The following is a 16650-nucleotide window of genomic DNA, read 5'->3' as shown; positions in this document are numbered from 1 at the left end:
AAATATCAGCAAATGCGCGGCAGCGGCTCAGCGTGCGGCAGATCCAGTATGCGCTTCACGCCATATAATCCGGCGAGACGCACGCCCTTGCGCCCGACCACTTCGCCTATCAGCGCCGCGTCGCGGCCGAGCGGATGGGCGCGCAGTCGCTCCAGTACCGCATCGGCGGCATGGCGTTCCACGGCGATCACCAGTTTGCCTTCATTGGCAAAATTCAGCGCCTCCAGCCCCAGCAGTTCACAGACGCCGCGCACCGCCGGTTTCATCGGCAGGTCGGCCTCGCGCAGTTCAATACCGTAGCCGCAGCTGGCGGCAAACTCATGGGCCACCGCGTTGACGCCGCCGCGGGTGGCATCGCGCAGGGCTTTGACGCCGGGAATATCGCGCAGAGACTGGACAAGCGGCGTCAGTACGGCGCAGTCGCTCACCAGATCGCCATCCAGACCGAGGTTTTCCCGCAGATTGAGGATGGTCGCGCCGTGATCCCCCAGCGTGCCGCTCACCAGCAGCAGATCGCCGGGTTGCAGCTGTTGCGCCCCCCAGCGGATCCCGGCGGGGATAGCGCCGATCCCGGCAGTGTTAATAAAAAGCTTATCCGCCGCGCCGCGCTGCACGACTTTAGTATCGCCGGTGACAATCGCGATACCGGCCGCTTTCGCTGTCGCCGCCATGCTGTTGACCACTGCCCGCAGCGTGTCGAGGGGCAGTCCTTCTTCAAGGATAAACCCACAGGAGAAAAAGCGCGGCAGCGCGCCGCTTACCGCCACATCGTTAGCGGTGCCGCAGATGGCGAGCTTGCCGATGTCGCCGCCGGGGAAAAACAGCGGATCGATAACGTAGCTGTCGGTGGAAAAGGCCAGCCGGTCGCCCGCGGCGCTCAGCGTGGCGAGATCAAGGCGCGCCTGATCTTCCTGCTCCGCCAGCCAGGGATTGTCAAAGGCCTGCATAAACAGGCTGCCGATCAACTGCTGCATCGCCTGGCCGCCGCTGCCGTGGGCCAGTTGTACGGTACTCATGCTTCACTCTCCTGACTGCGATACTGATACCAGGCGGCGCAGGCTCCCTCTGAGGAGACCATCAGCGCGCCAAAGGCCGACTGCGGATCGCAGGTTTTGCCGAACAGCGGGCACTGGTGCGGTTTGCATTTACCGGTCAGCACGTCGCCGCAGCGGGCGCGCGGATCGTCATACGCCTGCTGCGGGGCAGGGCGAAAATGCGCCTGCGCATCAAATGACTGGTACGCCGGTGTCAGCTGCACGCCGGAGTGTTCGATCATGCCAAGCCCGCGCCACTCGCTTTTGCCTTCGACGCAGAACACCTCGGCCATCGCCTGACGGGCCAGCGCGTTGCCGCCATCGGGCACCACGCGGCGGTACTGATTTTCAACCAGACTGCGGGCTGCTATTTTCTGCTCAACCAGCATCAGTACGCCTTGCAGTAGATCAAGAGGTTCGAAACCCGCCACCACTAACGGGCGCTGAAAGTCGCTGGCGATAAAGCCGTAGGCGTCGATACCGATCACCATGCTGACGTGCCCCGGCGCTAAAAAGGCGTCGATGCCGTTGTCCGGCGCTTCCAGCAGGCTGCGCAGCGTCGGGATCAGCGTGATGTGCTGGCAGAAAAAATAGAAATTATCGAGCCCGCGCGCCTTCGCCTGTTGCAGCGTAATGGCGGTGGCGGGCATGGTGGTCTCAAAGCCGAGGCCGAAAAACACCACTTTGCGCTGCGGGTTTTCCGCCGCCAGCGTCAGCGCGTCCATCGGCGAATAGACAATGCGGATATCCGCGCCGCGCGCTTTCGCCTGCAACAGCGAACCGTTTTTTCCCGGCACGCGGATGGCATCGCCGAAGGTGCAGAAAATCACCTCCGGACGGCTGGCGATCTCCACGCAGGTGTCGATGCGTCCCATCGGCAACACGCAGACCGGGCAGCCCGGCCCGTGAATGAATTCGATATTGTCCGGCAGCAGCTGATCGAGGCCGAATTTAAAAATCGCGTGGGTATGGCCGCCGCACACTTCCATAATGCGCAGCGGGCGGGAAGCGGTGTAAGAGAGCTGGCGGGCGCGATCCCGCAGGCGATCGATAAGCTGCATCACCTGTTCCGGGGCGCGGTATTCATCAACAAAACGCATCACCGGCCTCCGCTGTTGTGGGCGTCACCGTACAGCAGACCGCCGACGTCCGGCTCTACCTCAAACATATTTTGCAGGGCTCTCAGGGTGTCGCGGGCTTCCGCTTCGTTGATCACGCTCATCGCAAAGCCGACGTGCACCAGCACCCACTGGCCGAGGCGCGACTGGCCTGTTTCATCGGTGCTGCCCACCAGCGTCAGATCCACATCACGCTGAATGCCGCAGACGTCCACTTTCGCCTGTAAACCGTCGATGGCGCTGATCTGCCCCGGTACGCCTATGCACATTGTTGCGCCTCCAGCCAGGCAAGCCAGCTGTCCATGCCTTCGCCGCTGGTGGCGGAGATCAGGATCACTTCTATCTGTGGATTCACCGCCCGCGCCGCCTCTAAACAGCGTTCGACGTCAAAATTCAGATAGGGCAGCAGGTCGATTTTATTGAGCAGCATCAGCGAGGCGGCGGCAAACATATGCGGATATTTCAGCGGCTTGTCTTCGCCTTCGGTGACGGACAGTACCGCCACTTTATGCCGCTCGCCCAGGTCAAAGCTCGCCGGACACACCAGGTTGCCGACGTTTTCGATGAACAAAATACCGCCGTCGTCCAGCGGTAAACGCGGCGCGGCGTCGGCGATCATCTGTGCATCCAGATGGCAGCCTTTACCGGTATTCACCTGAATGGCCGGGGTGCCGGTGGCGCGAATACGCGCGGCGTCGTTTACCGTTTGCTGATCGCCTTCAATCACCGCGCAGGCGGTTTTGCCTTTCAGGCGCAGCAGGGTATCGGTGAGCAGAGTGGTCTTACCGGAGCCGGGGCTGGAAACCAGGTTCAGCACCAGCAGCTGGCGGGCGGCGAAGCGCGCGCGGTTGCGGGCGGCAAGCTGATTGTTTTTATCCAGCACGTCGATTTCCACTTCCAGCATCCGGCGCTGGCTCATGCCGGGCGCATGGGTGCCCGCCTCGCCATGACCATAATGCAGATCGCCGCTGTCGGTTTGCGTTGGACTAAAGGCGGTTTTCATGCCAGTGATGGTAAGCCCGGGCCGGGCGGCAGGCGCGAAGGGCGCCCCGCGAAACGCCGAGTGCGGATTGTGCTCGTCGCCTTCTATATAGAGATTGCCTTCACCGCAACCACAGGTGGTACACATATTTCACTCCTGTTCAATTTCCAGACGCTGAATTTGCAGACCGTCGTCGGCGACAATCTGTAAGCCGTCGCTGTGACACAGCGGACAACGGCGCACGCGCTGGCTCAGTAAGGTGACGTACTGCTGACAATGCCCGCACCAGCACTCGGCCTGTTGCTCATCGAGATGCAGTGTACAACCTTCCGCCAGGGTGCCACGGCATACCAGATCAAAGCAGAAGCTCAATGCGCTGCTTTCGACGCAGGAAAATGCGCCAATTTTTAACCACACGCCGGTGACGCGCCGCGCGCCGTGCGCCGCTGCCTGCTGTTCGATAAGTTCCAGCGCGCGCTGGCAAAGGGTAATTTCGTGCATAGCGCCTCCCGTTAGTCGATGGCCTAACGAATGCAATAACGATGCCAGCTCTTTTTGACATGTCACTGACGATGTCGACGCTGACGAAATGACATGTCATTTTCGCGATGGTTTTGTTTTTTATCTTTAAAATTCAATGTATTAAAAACTGGCATAAAAACTGCTAACAACGGTTATCGCAACTAATTGGGTAACCTGACATGACCATCTGGGAAATTAGCGAAAAAGCGGACTACATTGCCGAACGGCATCAACGCCTCCAGGATGAATGGCGTCATTACTGCAACTCACTGGTTCAGGGGATAACCCTGTCAAAAGCGCGGCTGCATCATGCCATGAGCTGCGCGCCGGACCGGGATCTGTGCTTTGTCTTATTCGAGCACTTTCCGGTTTACGTCACCCTCGCCGACGGCTTTAACAGCCACACCATCGAGTATTACGTCGGCAGCAAAAACAGCGACGACAAACTGTTGATTGCGCAGGCGCAACTGGGGCTGGATGGCCGGGTTGACGGCCACGTCAGCAACCGCTCCCGCGAAGCCGTACTCGAACACTATCTCGATAAAATCGCCACCGTTTACCACGGCCTGTATGCCGCCATTGAACAGGATCTGCCCATCGATCTGCATCAGCTGGTGAACCGCCCGTTACAAAGGGCGCAGGCGTAACCGCACGGGTGTCGATGAGTGTCGAAACAGACAGTACATCGGCATGATTTCGTCAAAAATGACCACCTGAGGAATGCCTGGTGAATCGTTTTGTAATTGCTGACTCCACCCTCTGCATTGGCTGCCACACCTGTGAAGCCGCCTGTGCCGAGACGCATCGCCAGCGCGGTTTGCAGTCTATGCCGCGCCTGAAAGTGATGCGCAACGAAAAAGAATCTGCGCCGCAGCTATGTCATCACTGCGAAGACGCGCCCTGCGCCGGGGTCTGCCCGGTGAATGCCATTAACCGCGTCGATGGCGCGGTGCAGCTCAATGAAAGCCTGTGCGTCAGCTGTAAGCTGTGCGCCATCGCCTGTCCATTTGGCGCGATAGAAATGTCCGGCAGCCGCCCGCTGCATATTCCGGCCAACGCCAATACGCCGAAAGCGCCCGCCGCGCCGCCTGCGCCAGCCCGTGTCAGCACGCTGCTGGACTGGGTACCAGGTATCCGCGCCGTGGCGGTGAAATGCGATCTGTGCAGCTTCGATGACGCCGGTCCCGCCTGCGTGCGCACCTGCCCGACGCAGGCGCTGCATCTGGTCGATAACCATGACATCGCCCGCGCCAGCAAACGCAAGCGCGAGCTGACCATTAACGCGGATTTCGGCGATCTGTCGGCGCTGATGCTGCCGCCAGGAGGTACACATTGAACGCGCTTTCACTCATTAACAGCGCGCTGCTGTTTTTTTCCGCGGCGGCGTTGCTGGCAGCGGCATTTTCATTTTATAAGCCGCTGAGCGGCGTGATGGCAGGGCTGGGCGGCGCGCTCGCCAGCGTCATGACGGCGGGGGCCGGCGCGCTGGTACTGCTCGACGGCGTGGCGGTGCAGGGCACGGTATCGCTGGCGGGTATGGGGATGCTGATCACGCCGCTGTCTGCGATCTGGCTTATCACCCTCGGCCTGTGCGGGCTGTTTGTCAGCCTGTTTAACCTTGACTGGCATCGTCATGCCGGGGTGCAGGCGAACGGTCTGCTGATGAACGCCCTGATGGCGGCGGCGGTGTGCGCTGTCGTTGCAGATAACTTTGGCGTGCTGGTGGTCATGGCGGAGATCATGGCGCTGTGCGCGGTGTTTCTTACCGGCTGCGGCCAGTCGGCAAAACTGTGGTTTGTGCTGGGCCGGGCGGGCACGCTGCTGCTGGTCGTCAGCTGCGGGCTGATCTGGCAGCGTTATCACACGCTGGATCTGACGCAGATGAATATGGCCGCCCAACAGTTACCGCTGAGCGCCGGGATCTGGCTCACCGGCGTGGCCGGATTTGGCCTGCTGGCGGGGATCATCCCGCTGCACGGCTGGGTGCCGCAGGCCCATGCGAATGCCAGTGCGCCCGCCGCGGCGCTGTTCTCCACCGTGGTGATGAAAATCGGTCTGTTCGGCATCCTGACATTATCGCTCGCGGGCGGTAATCCACCGCTGTGGTGGGGCATTGTGCTGCTGGCGCTGGGGATGGTGACGGCTTTTGTCGGCGGCCTTTACGCGCTGATGGAGCACAATATTCAGCGTCTGCTGGCGTACCACACGCTGGAAAATATCGGCATTATTTTGCTCGGTCTGGGGGCCGGTCTGACCGGCATCGCCCTGCAACAGCCCGCGCTTATCGCCCTTGGCATGACCGGCGGCCTCTATCACCTCATCAACCACAGCCTGTTTAAAAGCACGCTGTTTCTCGGCGCGGGCAGCGTCTGGTATCAGACCGGACATCGCGATATTGAAAAACTGGGCGGTATCGGCAAACGCATGCCGCTGATCTCGCTCGCCATGCTGGTGGGGCTGATGGCGATGGCGGCGCTGCCGCCGCTCAACGGCTTTGCCGGGGAGTGGGTGATCTACCAGTCCTTCTTCCGCCTGAGCAGCAGCGAGCTGTTTATCGGCCGTCTGCTCGGCCCGCTGTTAGCCGTGGGGCTGGCGATCACCGGCGCGCTGGCGGTGATGTGTATGGCGAAAGTCTATGGCGTGACCTTTCTCGGCACGCCCCGCACCCCGGAGGCGGCAAACGCCCGTCCTGCGCCCTTGCTGATGACCTTCTCCGTGGTGGCGCTGGCGCTGTGCTGTATCGCGGGCGGCGTGGGCGTGCCCTGGCTGCTGCCGCTGTTATCAACGGCGGTACCGCTGCCGCTTGCCACCGCGCAGACCAGCGTGTCACAGCCGATGATCGCGCTGCTGCTGGTGGCCTGTCCGCTGTTGCCGCTGATCATCATGCTGTTGTTGAAAGGCGACCGTTTACCGGGACGCCAGCGCGGGGCGGCATGGGTGTGCGGTTACGATCACGAGCCATCCATGGTGATCACCGCCCACGGTTTTGCCCATCCGGTGAAAGCCGCTTTTGCCCCGGTGCTGAAGCTGCGTCACTGGCTGGATCCGGTCGCCCGCATTCCTGGCTGGCAGCATGAAGGGGCGGCGGTACTGTTCCGTCGCCTGGCGCTGATCGAGCTGGCGGTGCTGGTGGTGGTTGTGATTTCCCGAGGAGCCTGAACATGAATCTGCTGTTTCCGTTACTTCAGGCGCTGGCGCTGTTTGCCTTCGCGCCGCTGCTGTCCGGCGTAACCCGCGTGGCGCGCGCCCGTCTGCATAATCGCCGCGGGCCGGGGGTGCTCCAGGAATACCGCGACCTGATCAAGCTGTTCGGTCGGCAGAGCATTGCGCCGGACGCGGCGGGCTGGGTGTTTCGCCTGATGCCGTTCGTGATGGTCGGCGTGATGCTGACCATCGCCACCGCGCTGCCGGTGATCACCGTCGCCTCGCCGCTGCCGGTGCTGGGCGATCTGATCACCCTGATTTACCTGTTCGCCATTGCACGCTTCTTCTTTGCCATCGCCGGGCTGGATACCGGCAGTCCCTTTACCGGGCTGGGGGCCAGCCGTGAGGCGATGCTCGGCGTACTGGTAGAGCCGATCCTGATCCTGGGACTGTGGGTCGCCGCGCTGGTGGCGGGTTCGACGCACATCTCTTATATCGCCGCCGCGATTTACCACTGGCCCGCCGGGCGCAGCCTGCCGCTGATCCTTGCGCTCTGCGCCTGTGCCTTCGCCACCTTTATTGAGATGGGCAAACTGCCGTTCGATCTCGCGGAAGCGGAGCAGGAGTTACAGGAAGGGCCGCTGACCGAGTACAGCGGCAGCGGCTTTGCGGTGCTGAAGTGGGGCATCTGCCTCAAACAGCTGGTGGTGCTGCAACTCTTTGTCGGCGTCTTTTTCCCCTGGGGGCAGATGATGCACTTCAGCGTGACCGGCCTGCTGCTGGCGCTGGTGATTGCCGTGGTGAAACTGCTTGTCGGCGTGCTGGCGATCGCCCTGTTTGAAAACAGCATGGCGCGGCTGCGTTTTTGCGCCACCTCGCGCGTCACCTGGGCCGGTTTCGGCTTTGCCTTTTTAGCCTTCGTCTCCTTGCTGGCGGCGTGATTTAAGAGAACTTATGTATGTCTGAAGAAAAAATCGGTCAACACTACCTCGCCGCCCTGCATCAGGCCTTTCCGGGCGTGGTGCTGGATGAAGCCTGGCAGACCCGCGATCAGCTCACCCTGACGGTGAAAGTGAATTATCTGCCGGAAGTGGTGGAGTTTCTCTATTACCAGCAGGGCGGCTGGCTGTCGGTGCTGTTCGGCAACGACGAACGCCAGCTGTGCGGCCATTACGCCGTCTACTACGTGCTGTCGATGGAGCAGGGCATCAAATGCTGGATCACGGTGCGGGTGGAAGTGGACGCCAGTACCCTTGAGTTTCCATCGGTGACGCCGCGCGTACCGGCGGCGGTCTGGGGCGAGCGCGAAGTGCGCGACATGTACGGCCTGCGCCCGGTTGGGCTGCCGGATGAGCGTCGCCTGGTGCTGCCGGATGACTGGCCGGACGAACTCTATCCGCTGCGTAAAGACAGTATGGATTACCGTCAACGCCCGGCCCCGACCACCGACAGCGAAACCTACGAGTTTATTAACGAACTGGGCAGTAAGAAAAATAACGTCGTACCGATTGGCCCACTGCACGTCACCTCCGACGAACCGGGCCATTTCCGCCTGTTTGTCGATGGCGAAAACATTATCGACGCCGATTACCGCCTGTTCTATGTCCATCGGGGCATGGAAAAACTGGCGGAAACCCGCATGGGCTATAACGAAGTGACTTTCCTGTCGGATCGCGTGTGCGGCATCTGCGGCTTTGCCCACAGTACCGCCTACACCACCTCGGTGGAAAACGCGATGGGCATTAAGGTGCCGGAGCGTGCGCAGATGATCCGCGCCATTCTGCTGGAAGTGGAGCGGCTGCACAGCCATCTGCTGAACCTCGGCCTGGCCTGTCACTTTGTCGGCTTTGACTCCGGCTTTATGCAGTTTTTCCGCGTGCGCGAAACCTCCATGAAAATGGCGGAGATCCTCACCGGCGCGCGTAAAACCTACGGCATGAACCTGATCGGCGGCATTCGTCGTGACATGCTGAAAGACGACATGATCCAGACCCGTCAACTGGCGCAGCAGATGCGCCGCGACGTAATGGAACTGGTGGATGTGCTGATGAGCACGCCGAATATCGAACAGCGTACCGTCGGCATTGGCCGTCTGGATCCGCAAATTGCCCGTGACTTCAGCAATGTCGGCCCGATGGTGCGCGCCAGCGGCCATGCGCGCGATACCCGCGCCGATCACCCGTTCGTCGGCTACGGGCTGTTGCCGATGACGGTGCACAGTGAACAGGGCTGCGACGTCATCTCCCGCCTGAAAGTGCGCATCAACGAAGTGCTGACCGCGCTCAATATGATCGACTTTGGTCTGGATAACCTGCCCGGCGGCCCGCTGCTGGTGGAGGGCTTTACCTATATCCCGCACCGTTTTGCCCTCGGTTTTGCCGAAGCGCCGCGCGGCGATGATATTCACTGGAGCATGACCGGCGACAACCAGAAACTCTACCGCTGGCGTTGCCGGGCGGCGACCTATGCGAACTGGCCGACCCTGCGCTATATGCTGCGCGGCAATACGGTATCCGACGCGCCGCTGATCATCGGCAGCCTCGACCCCTGCTACTCCTGCACCGACCGTATGACGGTGGTGGATGTGCGCAGGAAGAAAAGCAAAGTGGTGCCGTACAAAGAGCTTGAGCGCTACAGCATCGAGCGTAAAAACTCGCCGCTGAAATAAGGAGTCGCCATGTTTACCTTTATCAAAAAAGTCATCAAAACCGGCGCGCCGACCTCGTCGTACCCGCTGGAGCCGATTGCCGTCGATAAAAATTTTCGCGGCAAGCCGGAGCACAATCCGCAGCAGTGCATCGGCTGCGCCGCCTGCGTGAACGCCTGTCCGTCAAACGCCCTGAGCGTAGAAACCAATCTGGCCCGTGGCGAGCAGGCCTGGCAGTTTAACCTCGGGCGCTGCATTTTTTGCGGTCGCTGCGAAGAGGTCTGTCCGACGGCGGCCATTACCCTGTCCCAGGCCTATGAACTGGCGGTATGGAAGAAAGAGGATTTCCTGCAACAGTCGCGCTTTGCGCTGTGCGAATGCCGCGTCTGCGCCCGGCCCTTTGCCGTGCAAAAAGAGATCGACTACGCCATCGCCCTGCTGCAACACAACGGCGACACCCGTGCGCACGAGCACCGGGAGAGCTTCGAAACCTGCCCGGACTGCAAACGTCAGAAATGCCTGGTGCCGTCAGATCGGATCGAACTGACCCGCCACATGAGGAAGGCCAGCTAATGCAAAACCTAATTGGACCGCGTGACGATAACGGCATTCCGGTGCCGATGACGGTGGATGAATCCATCGCGCGCATGAAAACCTCGCTGCTGAAAAACATCAAGCGTTCCGCCTATGTCTACCGGGTGGACTGCGGCGGTTGCAATGGCTGCGAAATCGAGATTTTCGCCACGCTTTCGCCGCTGTTCGACGCCGAACGCTTCGGCATCAAAGTAGTGCCGTCACCGCGTCATGCCGACATTCTGCTGTTTACCGGTGCAGTGACCCGCGCTATGCGCTCCCCTGCGCTGCGCGCCTGGCAGTCAGCGCCCGATCCGAAAATCTGCATCTCTTACGGCGCCTGCGGCAACAGCGGCGGCATCTTCCACGATCTCTACTGCGTGTGGGGCGGCACCGACAAAATTGTGCCGGTGGACGTTTATATTCCGGGCTGCCCGCCGACGCCTGCCGCCACCCTGTATGGCTTTGCCATGGCGCTGGGCCTGCTGGAGCAAAAAATTCACACCCGTCTGCCGGGTGAGCAGGACAACCAGCCTGCTGAACTGTTGCATGACGACATGATGCAGCCGCTGCGCGTGCGGGTGGATCGCGCTGCCCGCCAGCTGGCCGGTTATCGCTATGGCCGCCAGATTGCCGATGATTATCTGCGGCTGCTGGGCAAGGGCGAACAGCAGGTGGCGCGCTGGCTGGAAGCAGAAAACGATCCGCGGCTGAATGAAATCGTGCAGCGGCTTAACAGCGTGGTGAACGAGGCGCGCATCAGATGAGCGAGAAGGTCGTTTTCAGTCAGTTGAGTCGCAAATTTGTCGACGAGAATGATGCCACGCCGCCCGCCGCGCAGCAGGTGGTCTATTACAGCCTGGCGATCGGTCATCACCTGGGGGTGATCGACTGCCTGGAAGCGGCGCTGACCTGCCCGTGGCAGGCGTATCTGGCGTGGATCGGTACGCTGGAGGAGGGCAGCGAGGCGCGGCGCAAAATGGAAGGCGTACCGAAGTATGGCGAGATCGTCATCGACCATTCGCACATCAGCATGCTGGCCAACGCCTTTGATCGCGCCCGGGCGCAGCAGACGCCGGAGCAGCAGGCCTGGAGCCGGACGCTGCTCGGTATGCTGCACGATATTTATCAGGAGAATGCCATCTACCTGATGGTGAGGAGATTACGTGACTGATGTTTTACTCTGCGTCGGCAACACCATGATGGGCGACGACGGCGCAGGTCCGCTGCTGGCGGAAATATGCGCGGAGCGGGGCTGTGAAGGGTGGACGGTGATTGACGGCGGCAGCGCGCCGGAAAATGACATCGTGGCGATCCGCGAGCTTAAACCCGCGAGGCTGATGATTGTCGATGCCACCGACATGGGGCTGAACCCCGGCGAGATCCGCATTATCGATCCCGATGACATCGCCGACATGTTTATGATGACCACCCACAATATGCCGCTCAACTATCTGGTCGATCAGTTAAAAGACGATGTCGGCGAGGTGATTTTTGTCGGCATTCAGCCGGATATTGTTGGCTTTTATTATCCGATGACGCCGCCGGTAAAGGCGGCGGTGGAAACGGTGTATCAGCGCCTTGCCGGATGGCAGGGGAACGGCGGTTTTTCACCGCTGTGATTGAAACTCTGCCCGGTGGGAAATGCCGGGCGGCGCTGCGCTTGCACCGGCCTACATAATTTCGACAATGCGGATTTTTGTAGGCCCGGTCAGGCGAAGCCGCCACCGGGCAATGCAATTTATTCCAAATCCGCGCCATTACTGGCAATCACTTTCTTATACCACCAGAAGGATTTCTTGCGCGTGCGGGCGAGGGTGCCGTTGCCGGCGTCATCGCGATCCACATACACAAAACCATAGCGCTTGCTCATTTCACCGGTGGATGCCGATACCAGATCGATACAGCCCCATGAGGTATAACCCATCAGCGGCACGCCGTCTTCGATGGCGTCACCCATCGCGCGGATATGCTCGCGCAGATAGCTTATGCGGTAATCGTCGTTGATCTCGCCGTTGGCATCGATTTCATCCCGCGCGCCGAGGCCATTTTCCACCAGGAACAGCGGCTTCTGGTACCGGTCATACATCATATTCATGGTGATGCGTAAGCCCAGCGGATCGATGCCCCAGCCCCATTCGCTGGCCTGAATGTACGGGTTTTTCAGTGACTTCACGATATTGGCCGCGCTGGTGTTTCCGGCGTTCATATCCGCTGACGCGCAGCGGGAGGCGTAATAGCTGAACGACACGAAATCGACGGTGTTTTTCAGGATCTCATCGTCGCCCGGCGCTTTTTCAATGTGTACGCCTTTCTCGCGGAACACGCGGGCGGAATAGGACGGATAGGCCCCGCGCGCCTGCACGTCGATAAAGAACAGGTTTTCGCGATCTTTCTCCAGTGCCATCCACACATCTTCCGGCTTGCAGGAATACGGGTAAAAATTACCGCCCGCCAGCATACAGCCCACCTGATTGTGCGGGTTCACCTCATGGGCTATTTTAGTCGCCAGCGCGCTGGCAATCAGCTCATGGTGCGCGGCCTGGTATTTCACCTGGTCCTGATTTTCACCTTCTTCAAACGCCAGTCCCGCGCCGGAGAACGGGCTGTGCAGCATGATGTTGATTTCATTGAACGTCAGCCAGTACTTCACCAGCCCGTCAAATTCTTCAAAACAGGTGCGCGCATAGCGGGTGAAGAACTCCACCATCTTGCGGTTGCGCCAGGAGCCATATTCCACCACCAGATGCATCGGCACGTCGAAATGGCACAGCGTTACCAGCGGTTCAATGTTGTACTTTCTGCACTCCTCAAACACCGCTTTATAGAAGGCGATGCCTTCCGGGTTGGGCGTCAGTTCGTCGCCATTCGGGTACAGGCGCGCCCAGGCAATGGAAGTGCGGAACACCGTGAAGCCCATCTCCGCCATCAGGGCGATGTCTTCCTTGTAGCGATGATAAAAATCAATCGCCTCATGGCTGGGGTAGAACTCATCATCACGCAGCGCCACGCGCTTTTCCTGGCCCAGCTTCACCGGCAGGCGGTTTGCGCCATGGGGGATCATATCGACGGTGGTCAGGCCCTTGCCGCCTTCGCGATATGCCCCTTCAGACTGGTTGGCGGCCAGCGCGCCGCCCCATAAAAATCCTTCCGGAAATACAGACATGCTTACTTCTCCTTAAATCAGGCTCTGGCTTCGGTGCTGACGGGCGCTTTCGCCGCCTGCAACTCACGCGCTTTCGCCGCTTCTTTTTCCACCGGAATATCTTCAAAGCCCAGCATCAGCGTGAGCACAAAGGACAGCACCACCGCCAGCGCCATCACGCCGAACACCCAGACGATGCTCATCGGATTGGCCGGATCGAAGAACTGCACGCTGGTAAACAGTCCGGGTGCTGCCATTGAATGGCTGGCGAGTCCGGCAATGCCCGCCACCGCGCCGCAGATAAAGCCGCTGATGAGGCTGGCGATAAGCGGTCGTTTCAGGCGTACCGCCACGCCGTACAGCGCCGGTTCCGAGATGCCCGCCAGAATGGCAGAGGCGGCGGCTGCCAGCGCCGTCTGACGCAGTTCCGGGTTTTTCGTTTTCCACGCCACCGCCAGTGAGGAGCCGCCAAGGGAGAGGTTAGCGCCAATTTCTGACGGCATCACCATGCCTTCTTTACCGGTTTCGGCGATGGTCTGAATAATAGTCGGCGTAAACACGCGGTGCATCCCGGTCATCACCAGCAGCGGCCACAGCGCGCCCATAATGGCGACGGACAGCCAGCCAAGATAATCGTGAATGGTGTACACCAGCGCAGAGATGGCGCTGCCGATCCAGATACCGATTGGGCCGATGAGCACGATGGCGAGCGGGGCGGCAATCAGCACGATCAGCATCGGCTTGAGGAAGTTTTTCGTCACCGCCGGGGTGATCTTATCGACCCAGCGTTCGATATAAGACAGGCACCAGGTCATCACCAGCGCCGGGATCACCGTGTAGGTGTACTTCACCGCCGTCACCGGGATAAAGGCGAATTCGACGTGCTCGCCCTGAGCCGCTTTCGCCATCAGCTCGATAAAGCTCGGGTGCACCAGCACACCGGCAATGGCTATCGCCAGCGACATGTTGGTTTTAAATTTGATCGCCGCCGAAGCCGCCACCATCAGCGGCAGGAAGAAGAAGGCCCCGTCGCCGATCACCGTCAGGATGGTCAGCGTTGGCGCGCCTTTTTCCAGCACGCCGGTCATCTCCAGAATCATCGCCAGCAGCTTGACCATCGATCCGCCGATGATCGCCGGGATCAACGGGGACATGGTGCCGATCAGCGCATCCAGAATACCTGCGCCGATGCGCTTTAAGGTCAGTTTCTGTTTTGATGCGGTTTCCACCGGCTGCATATCTCCCGGCAGCAGGCTCACCACTTCGCGGAACGCCTGCGAGACCGTGTTGCCGATGATCACCTGGCACTGGTTATCGTTACGCACCACGCCCATTACGCCGCTGATGCTTTTCAGGCCGGGAGCGTCGATGAGCGATTCATCTTTTACTACAAAGCGCAGACGCGTCATGCAGTGCGTCACGGCAGCGATATTGTCAACGCCGCCCAGCGCAGCAATCACAGAGTGGGCAAGCGCCGCATAATTCTTAGCCATCGGGAAGTAATCCTGTTTTATCAGTAAGATACGCTTTCATTGTCAGACAATGACACAGCAGATAGGAAACCGGTTCCACAAAAGAATGATTAGTTCTTGTAAATCAAACAATGATTTTTATATTGATTTGTGATGAGGTTCGCTAAATATTTGATTGGCTGTAGGCCGGGCAAGACGTAGTCGCCGCCCGGCACCAAAGCTGCAAACTGCGTGACTGTGAAGTACACTGCCGCTTATCGACATTAAAGGGATAATGATCATGACGACGATGCTGGAGGTCGCGAAGCGGGCAGGGGTGTCCAAAGCCACGGTATCCCGCGTGCTGTCAGGGAATGGCTATGTGAGCCAGGAAACCAAAGACCGGGTATTTCAGGCGATTGAGGAGAGCGGCTACCGGCCTAATTTGCTGGCGCGCAATCTGGCGACGAAAAAGACGCAGACGCTCGGTCTTGTGGTGACCAACACCCTCTATTACGGCGTCTATTTCAGCGAGTTGCTGTTCCATGCCGCGCGGATGACGGAAGATCATGGCCGCCAGCTGATCCTCGCCGACGGTAAACACAGCGCTGAAGAAGAGCGTCAGGCGATCCAGTATTTACTCGATATGCGCTGTGACGCGATCATTATTTATCCCCGTTTTCTCAGCGTCGATGAACTGGATGCGCTTGTTGAAAATCACACCCAGCCGGTAATGGTGCTTAATCGTCGGCTGCGGAAAAACAGCAGCCACTGCGTCTGGTCGGATCAAAAACAGTCCAGCTTTAAAGCGGTGTCGACTTTATTAGCCCGCGGCCACCGGGATATTGCTTTTATTACCGGCTCGCTGGATTCGCCGACCGGTATTGAACGTCTGGCGGGCTATAAAGATGCGCTGGCGCAGCATGGCGTTGCGCTGCGCAACGATCTGATTGTCGAAGGAAAATGGACGCCTGCCAGCGGCGCTGAGGGCGTGAAAACGCTGCTCTCACGGCAGCAAAGCTTTACCGCGCTGGTGGCCAGTAATGACGACATGGCGATTGGCGCAATTAAGCAGCTGCATGAGGCGGGAATAACGGTTCCCGAACGGGTTTCCGTGCTGGGATTCGATGATATTGCGCTGGCCCCTTATATTGTGCCGTCGCTGTCCAGCGTGCGTATTCCGGTCACGGAAATGATCAAAGAAACCATTAACCGGTTAATCTTTATGCTCGACGGCGGTGAATTTAAATATCAGCAAACCTTTGCCGGGGAATTACATTCCCGCGACTCCATCATTGACGGGCCACACGCCTGACGTCGACAGGTGTCATCGTCACTCGTGTCGATGACACTTCCTTTCTGCCTCGTCTTTTCTAAAATATACATAAATATCAATACATTAAAATCTGGCACGATTCATGAATAGCTCCGCGGTAACCTTTACAGCCGGAGAACCCGATGAACCGTTTCATCATGGCGGATGCCAATAAATGCATTGGCTGCCGCACCTGCGAAGTCGCCTGCGTGGTTTCGCATCAGGAAGATCAGGACTGCGCCGCCCTGACGCCCACCACCTTTCTGCCGCGTATCCATGTGATTAAAGGCGTGAATATCTCCACCGCCACCCTGTGCCGTCAGTGTGAAGACGCCCCTTGTGCCAACGTCTGCCCGAACGGCGCAATCAGCCGCGATAAAGGCTTTGTGCATGTGATGCAGGAACGCTGCATCGGCTGCAAAACCTGCGTGGTCGCCTGCCCGTATGGCGCAATGGAAGTGGTGGTGCGCCCGGTCGTGCGCAACAGCGGCGCGGGCCTGAACGTGCGCGCCGAAAAAGCCGAAGCCAACAAATGCGATCTCTGCCATCACCGTGACGCCGGTCCGGCGTGCATGGAAGTCTGCCCGACCCGGGCGCTGGTCTGTGTCGACCGCAATATGCTGGAAAAAATGAGCGCCGATAAACGTCGTCGTTCCGCCCTGGATACCACCGGCATGCTGTTTTAACCCGAACCCGATTTCAACTTTTAACAGGTCTGT

18 protein-coding genes are annotated in these 16650 nt (G+C 59.5%); 11 read left to right on the top strand and 7 right to left on the bottom strand.

Going from position 1 to position 16650, the window contains the following annotated elements:
- Positions 1 to 5: 5 nt before the first annotated feature.
- Genes hypE through hypA form a run of 5 tightly spaced genes read right to left on the bottom strand, consistent with a single transcriptional unit; the run spans position 6 to position 3635 of the window.
- Positions 6 to 1016, bottom strand: a complete 1011-nt coding sequence (hypE, locus tag BMF08_RS00590) for a hydrogenase expression/formation protein HypE (protein WP_072570006.1) — start codon at positions 1014 to 1016, stop codon at positions 6 to 8.
- Positions 1013 to 2134, bottom strand: a complete 1122-nt coding sequence (gene hypD / locus BMF08_RS00585) for a hydrogenase formation protein HypD (RefSeq protein WP_072570007.1) — start codon at positions 2132 to 2134, stop codon at positions 1013 to 1015. Before hypD ends, hypE begins: the two co-directional genes overlap by 4 nt.
- Positions 2134 to 2421: a HypC/HybG/HupF family hydrogenase formation chaperone gene (locus BMF08_RS00580; RefSeq protein ID WP_072570008.1), complete on the bottom strand. Its 288-nt coding sequence runs from the start codon at positions 2419 to 2421 to the stop codon at positions 2134 to 2136. The genes hypD and BMF08_RS00580 overlap by 1 nt, the downstream gene beginning before the upstream one ends.
- Positions 2412 to 3281, bottom strand: coding sequence for a hydrogenase nickel incorporation protein HypB (gene hypB, locus BMF08_RS00575; protein WP_072570009.1), 870 nt, complete (start codon positions 3279 to 3281; stop codon positions 2412 to 2414). Before hypB ends, BMF08_RS00580 begins: the two co-directional genes overlap by 10 nt.
- 3 nt (positions 3282 to 3284) lie before the next feature.
- Positions 3285 to 3635 (bottom strand): hydrogenase maturation nickel metallochaperone HypA, encoded by a 351-nt coding sequence (gene hypA, locus BMF08_RS00570; RefSeq protein WP_072570010.1) that lies wholly within the window; start codon positions 3633 to 3635, stop codon positions 3285 to 3287.
- A 200-nt stretch (positions 3636 to 3835) separates the two neighbouring features.
- On the opposite strand from hypA, the gene hycA reads away from it, so the two are divergent.
- From hycA to hycI, 9 genes are all read left to right on the top strand, one after another.
- Complete coding sequence (gene hycA, locus BMF08_RS00565; protein ID WP_072570011.1) at positions 3836 to 4303, top strand: formate hydrogenlyase regulator HycA; 468 nt, start codon at positions 3836 to 3838, stop codon at positions 4301 to 4303.
- Positions 4304 to 4383: 80 nt separating this feature from the next.
- Positions 4384 to 4992 carry a 4Fe-4S dicluster domain-containing protein gene (locus tag BMF08_RS00560; RefSeq protein ID WP_072570012.1) on the top strand — a complete coding sequence of 203 codons (609 nt, stop codon included), beginning with the start codon at positions 4384 to 4386 and terminating at the stop codon, positions 4990 to 4992.
- Positions 4989 to 6815: a formate hydrogenlyase subunit 3 gene (hycC, locus tag BMF08_RS00555; protein ID WP_072570013.1), complete on the top strand. Its 1827-nt coding sequence runs from the start codon at positions 4989 to 4991 to the stop codon at positions 6813 to 6815. Before BMF08_RS00560 ends, hycC begins: the two co-directional genes overlap by 4 nt.
- Positions 6816 to 6817: 2 nt before the next feature.
- On the top strand, positions 6818 to 7741 hold the full coding sequence (locus tag BMF08_RS00550; RefSeq protein ID WP_072570014.1) for a respiratory chain complex I subunit 1 family protein: 924 nt from the start codon (positions 6818 to 6820) through the stop codon (positions 7739 to 7741).
- A 17-nt stretch (positions 7742 to 7758) separates the two neighbouring features.
- Entirely contained in the window at positions 7759 to 9468 is a 1710-nt protein-coding gene (gene hycE, locus BMF08_RS00545) for a formate hydrogenlyase subunit HycE (protein WP_072570015.1), read from the top strand.
- Positions 9469 to 9477: 9 nt separating this feature from the next.
- Positions 9478 to 10020, top strand: a complete 543-nt coding sequence (locus BMF08_RS00540) for a formate hydrogenlyase complex iron-sulfur subunit (protein WP_072570016.1) — start codon at positions 9478 to 9480, stop codon at positions 10018 to 10020.
- Positions 10020 to 10787: an NADH-quinone oxidoreductase subunit B family protein gene (locus BMF08_RS00535; protein WP_072570017.1), complete on the top strand. Its 768-nt coding sequence runs from the start codon at positions 10020 to 10022 to the stop codon at positions 10785 to 10787. The genes BMF08_RS00540 and BMF08_RS00535 overlap by 1 nt, the downstream gene beginning before the upstream one ends.
- A complete protein-coding gene (locus BMF08_RS00530) occupies positions 10784 to 11194 on the top strand; it encodes a formate hydrogenlyase maturation HycH family protein (protein WP_072570018.1) in 411 nt (136 codons plus the stop codon). The genes BMF08_RS00535 and BMF08_RS00530 overlap by 4 nt, the downstream gene beginning before the upstream one ends.
- The gene (gene hycI, locus BMF08_RS00525; protein ID WP_072570019.1) at positions 11187 to 11642 is read left to right on the top strand and encodes a hydrogenase maturation peptidase HycI; all 456 of its coding nucleotides are present in this window, start codon (positions 11187 to 11189) and stop codon (positions 11640 to 11642) included. Before BMF08_RS00530 ends, hycI begins: the two co-directional genes overlap by 8 nt.
- 119 nt (positions 11643 to 11761) lie before the next feature.
- Here hycI and BMF08_RS00520 read toward each other — a convergent pair whose 3' ends face one another.
- Both BMF08_RS00520 and ascF read right to left on the bottom strand, forming a co-directional pair.
- Complete coding sequence (locus tag BMF08_RS00520) at positions 11762 to 13186, bottom strand: 6-phospho-beta-glucosidase (RefSeq protein WP_072570020.1); 1425 nt, start codon at positions 13184 to 13186, stop codon at positions 11762 to 11764.
- Positions 13187 to 13203: 17 nt separating this feature from the next.
- On the bottom strand, positions 13204 to 14658 hold the full coding sequence (ascF, locus tag BMF08_RS00515) for a PTS cellobiose/arbutin/salicin transporter subunit IIBC (RefSeq protein ID WP_072570021.1): 1455 nt from the start codon (positions 14656 to 14658) through the stop codon (positions 13204 to 13206).
- Positions 14659 to 14917: 259 nt separating this feature from the next.
- Between ascF and BMF08_RS00510 the strand changes: the two genes are divergently transcribed.
- Together BMF08_RS00510 and hydN are read left to right on the top strand one after the other, a co-directional pair.
- Positions 14918 to 15931, top strand: coding sequence for a LacI family DNA-binding transcriptional regulator (locus BMF08_RS00510; protein ID WP_072570022.1), 1014 nt, complete (start codon positions 14918 to 14920; stop codon positions 15929 to 15931).
- Between the two features lie 143 nt (positions 15932 to 16074).
- Entirely contained in the window at positions 16075 to 16617 is a 543-nt protein-coding gene (gene hydN / locus BMF08_RS00505; RefSeq protein ID WP_072570023.1) for an electron transport protein HydN, read from the top strand.
- Positions 16618 to 16650 lie beyond the last annotated feature (33 nt).

It is taken from the genome of Enterobacter sp. SA187, from assembly GCF_001888805.2.
GTDB lineage: Bacteria > Pseudomonadota > Gammaproteobacteria > Enterobacterales > Enterobacteriaceae > Enterobacter_D.
This window is presented reverse-complemented; position numbering and strand designations above follow the sequence as displayed.

Coding starts and splice junctions, on each gene's coding strand:
- BMF08_RS00520 (WP_072570020.1), bottom strand. CDS start 13,186: ATGTCTGTATTTCCGGAAGGATTTTTATGGGGCGGCGCGCTGGCCGCC.
- hydN (WP_072570023.1), top strand. CDS start 16,075: ATGAACCGTTTCATCATGGCGGATGCCAATAAATGCATTGGCTGCCGC.
- ascF (WP_072570021.1), bottom strand. CDS start 14,658: ATGGCTAAGAATTATGCGGCGCTTGCCCACTCTGTGATTGCTGCGCTG.
- BMF08_RS00540 (WP_072570016.1), top strand. CDS start 9,478: ATGTTTACCTTTATCAAAAAAGTCATCAAAACCGGCGCGCCGACCTCG.
- hypA (WP_072570010.1), bottom strand. CDS start 3,635: ATGCACGAAATTACCCTTTGCCAGCGCGCGCTGGAACTTATCGAACAG.
- BMF08_RS00580 (WP_072570008.1), bottom strand. CDS start 2,421: ATGTGCATAGGCGTACCGGGGCAGATCAGCGCCATCGACGGTTTACAG.
- hypD (WP_072570007.1), bottom strand. CDS start 2,134: ATGCGTTTTGTTGATGAATACCGCGCCCCGGAACAGGTGATGCAGCTT.
- hycE (WP_072570015.1), top strand. CDS start 7,759: ATGTCTGAAGAAAAAATCGGTCAACACTACCTCGCCGCCCTGCATCAG.
- BMF08_RS00550 (WP_072570014.1), top strand. CDS start 6,818: ATGAATCTGCTGTTTCCGTTACTTCAGGCGCTGGCGCTGTTTGCCTTC.
- hycA (WP_072570011.1), top strand. CDS start 3,836: ATGACCATCTGGGAAATTAGCGAAAAAGCGGACTACATTGCCGAACGG.
- hypE (WP_072570006.1), bottom strand. CDS start 1,016: ATGAGTACCGTACAACTGGCCCACGGCAGCGGCGGCCAGGCGATGCAG.
- BMF08_RS00530 (WP_072570018.1), top strand. CDS start 10,784: ATGAGCGAGAAGGTCGTTTTCAGTCAGTTGAGTCGCAAATTTGTCGAC.
- BMF08_RS00535 (WP_072570017.1), top strand. CDS start 10,020: ATGCAAAACCTAATTGGACCGCGTGACGATAACGGCATTCCGGTGCCG.
- hypB (WP_072570009.1), bottom strand. CDS start 3,281: ATGTGTACCACCTGTGGTTGCGGTGAAGGCAATCTCTATATAGAAGGC.
- BMF08_RS00510 (WP_072570022.1), top strand. CDS start 14,918: ATGACGACGATGCTGGAGGTCGCGAAGCGGGCAGGGGTGTCCAAAGCC.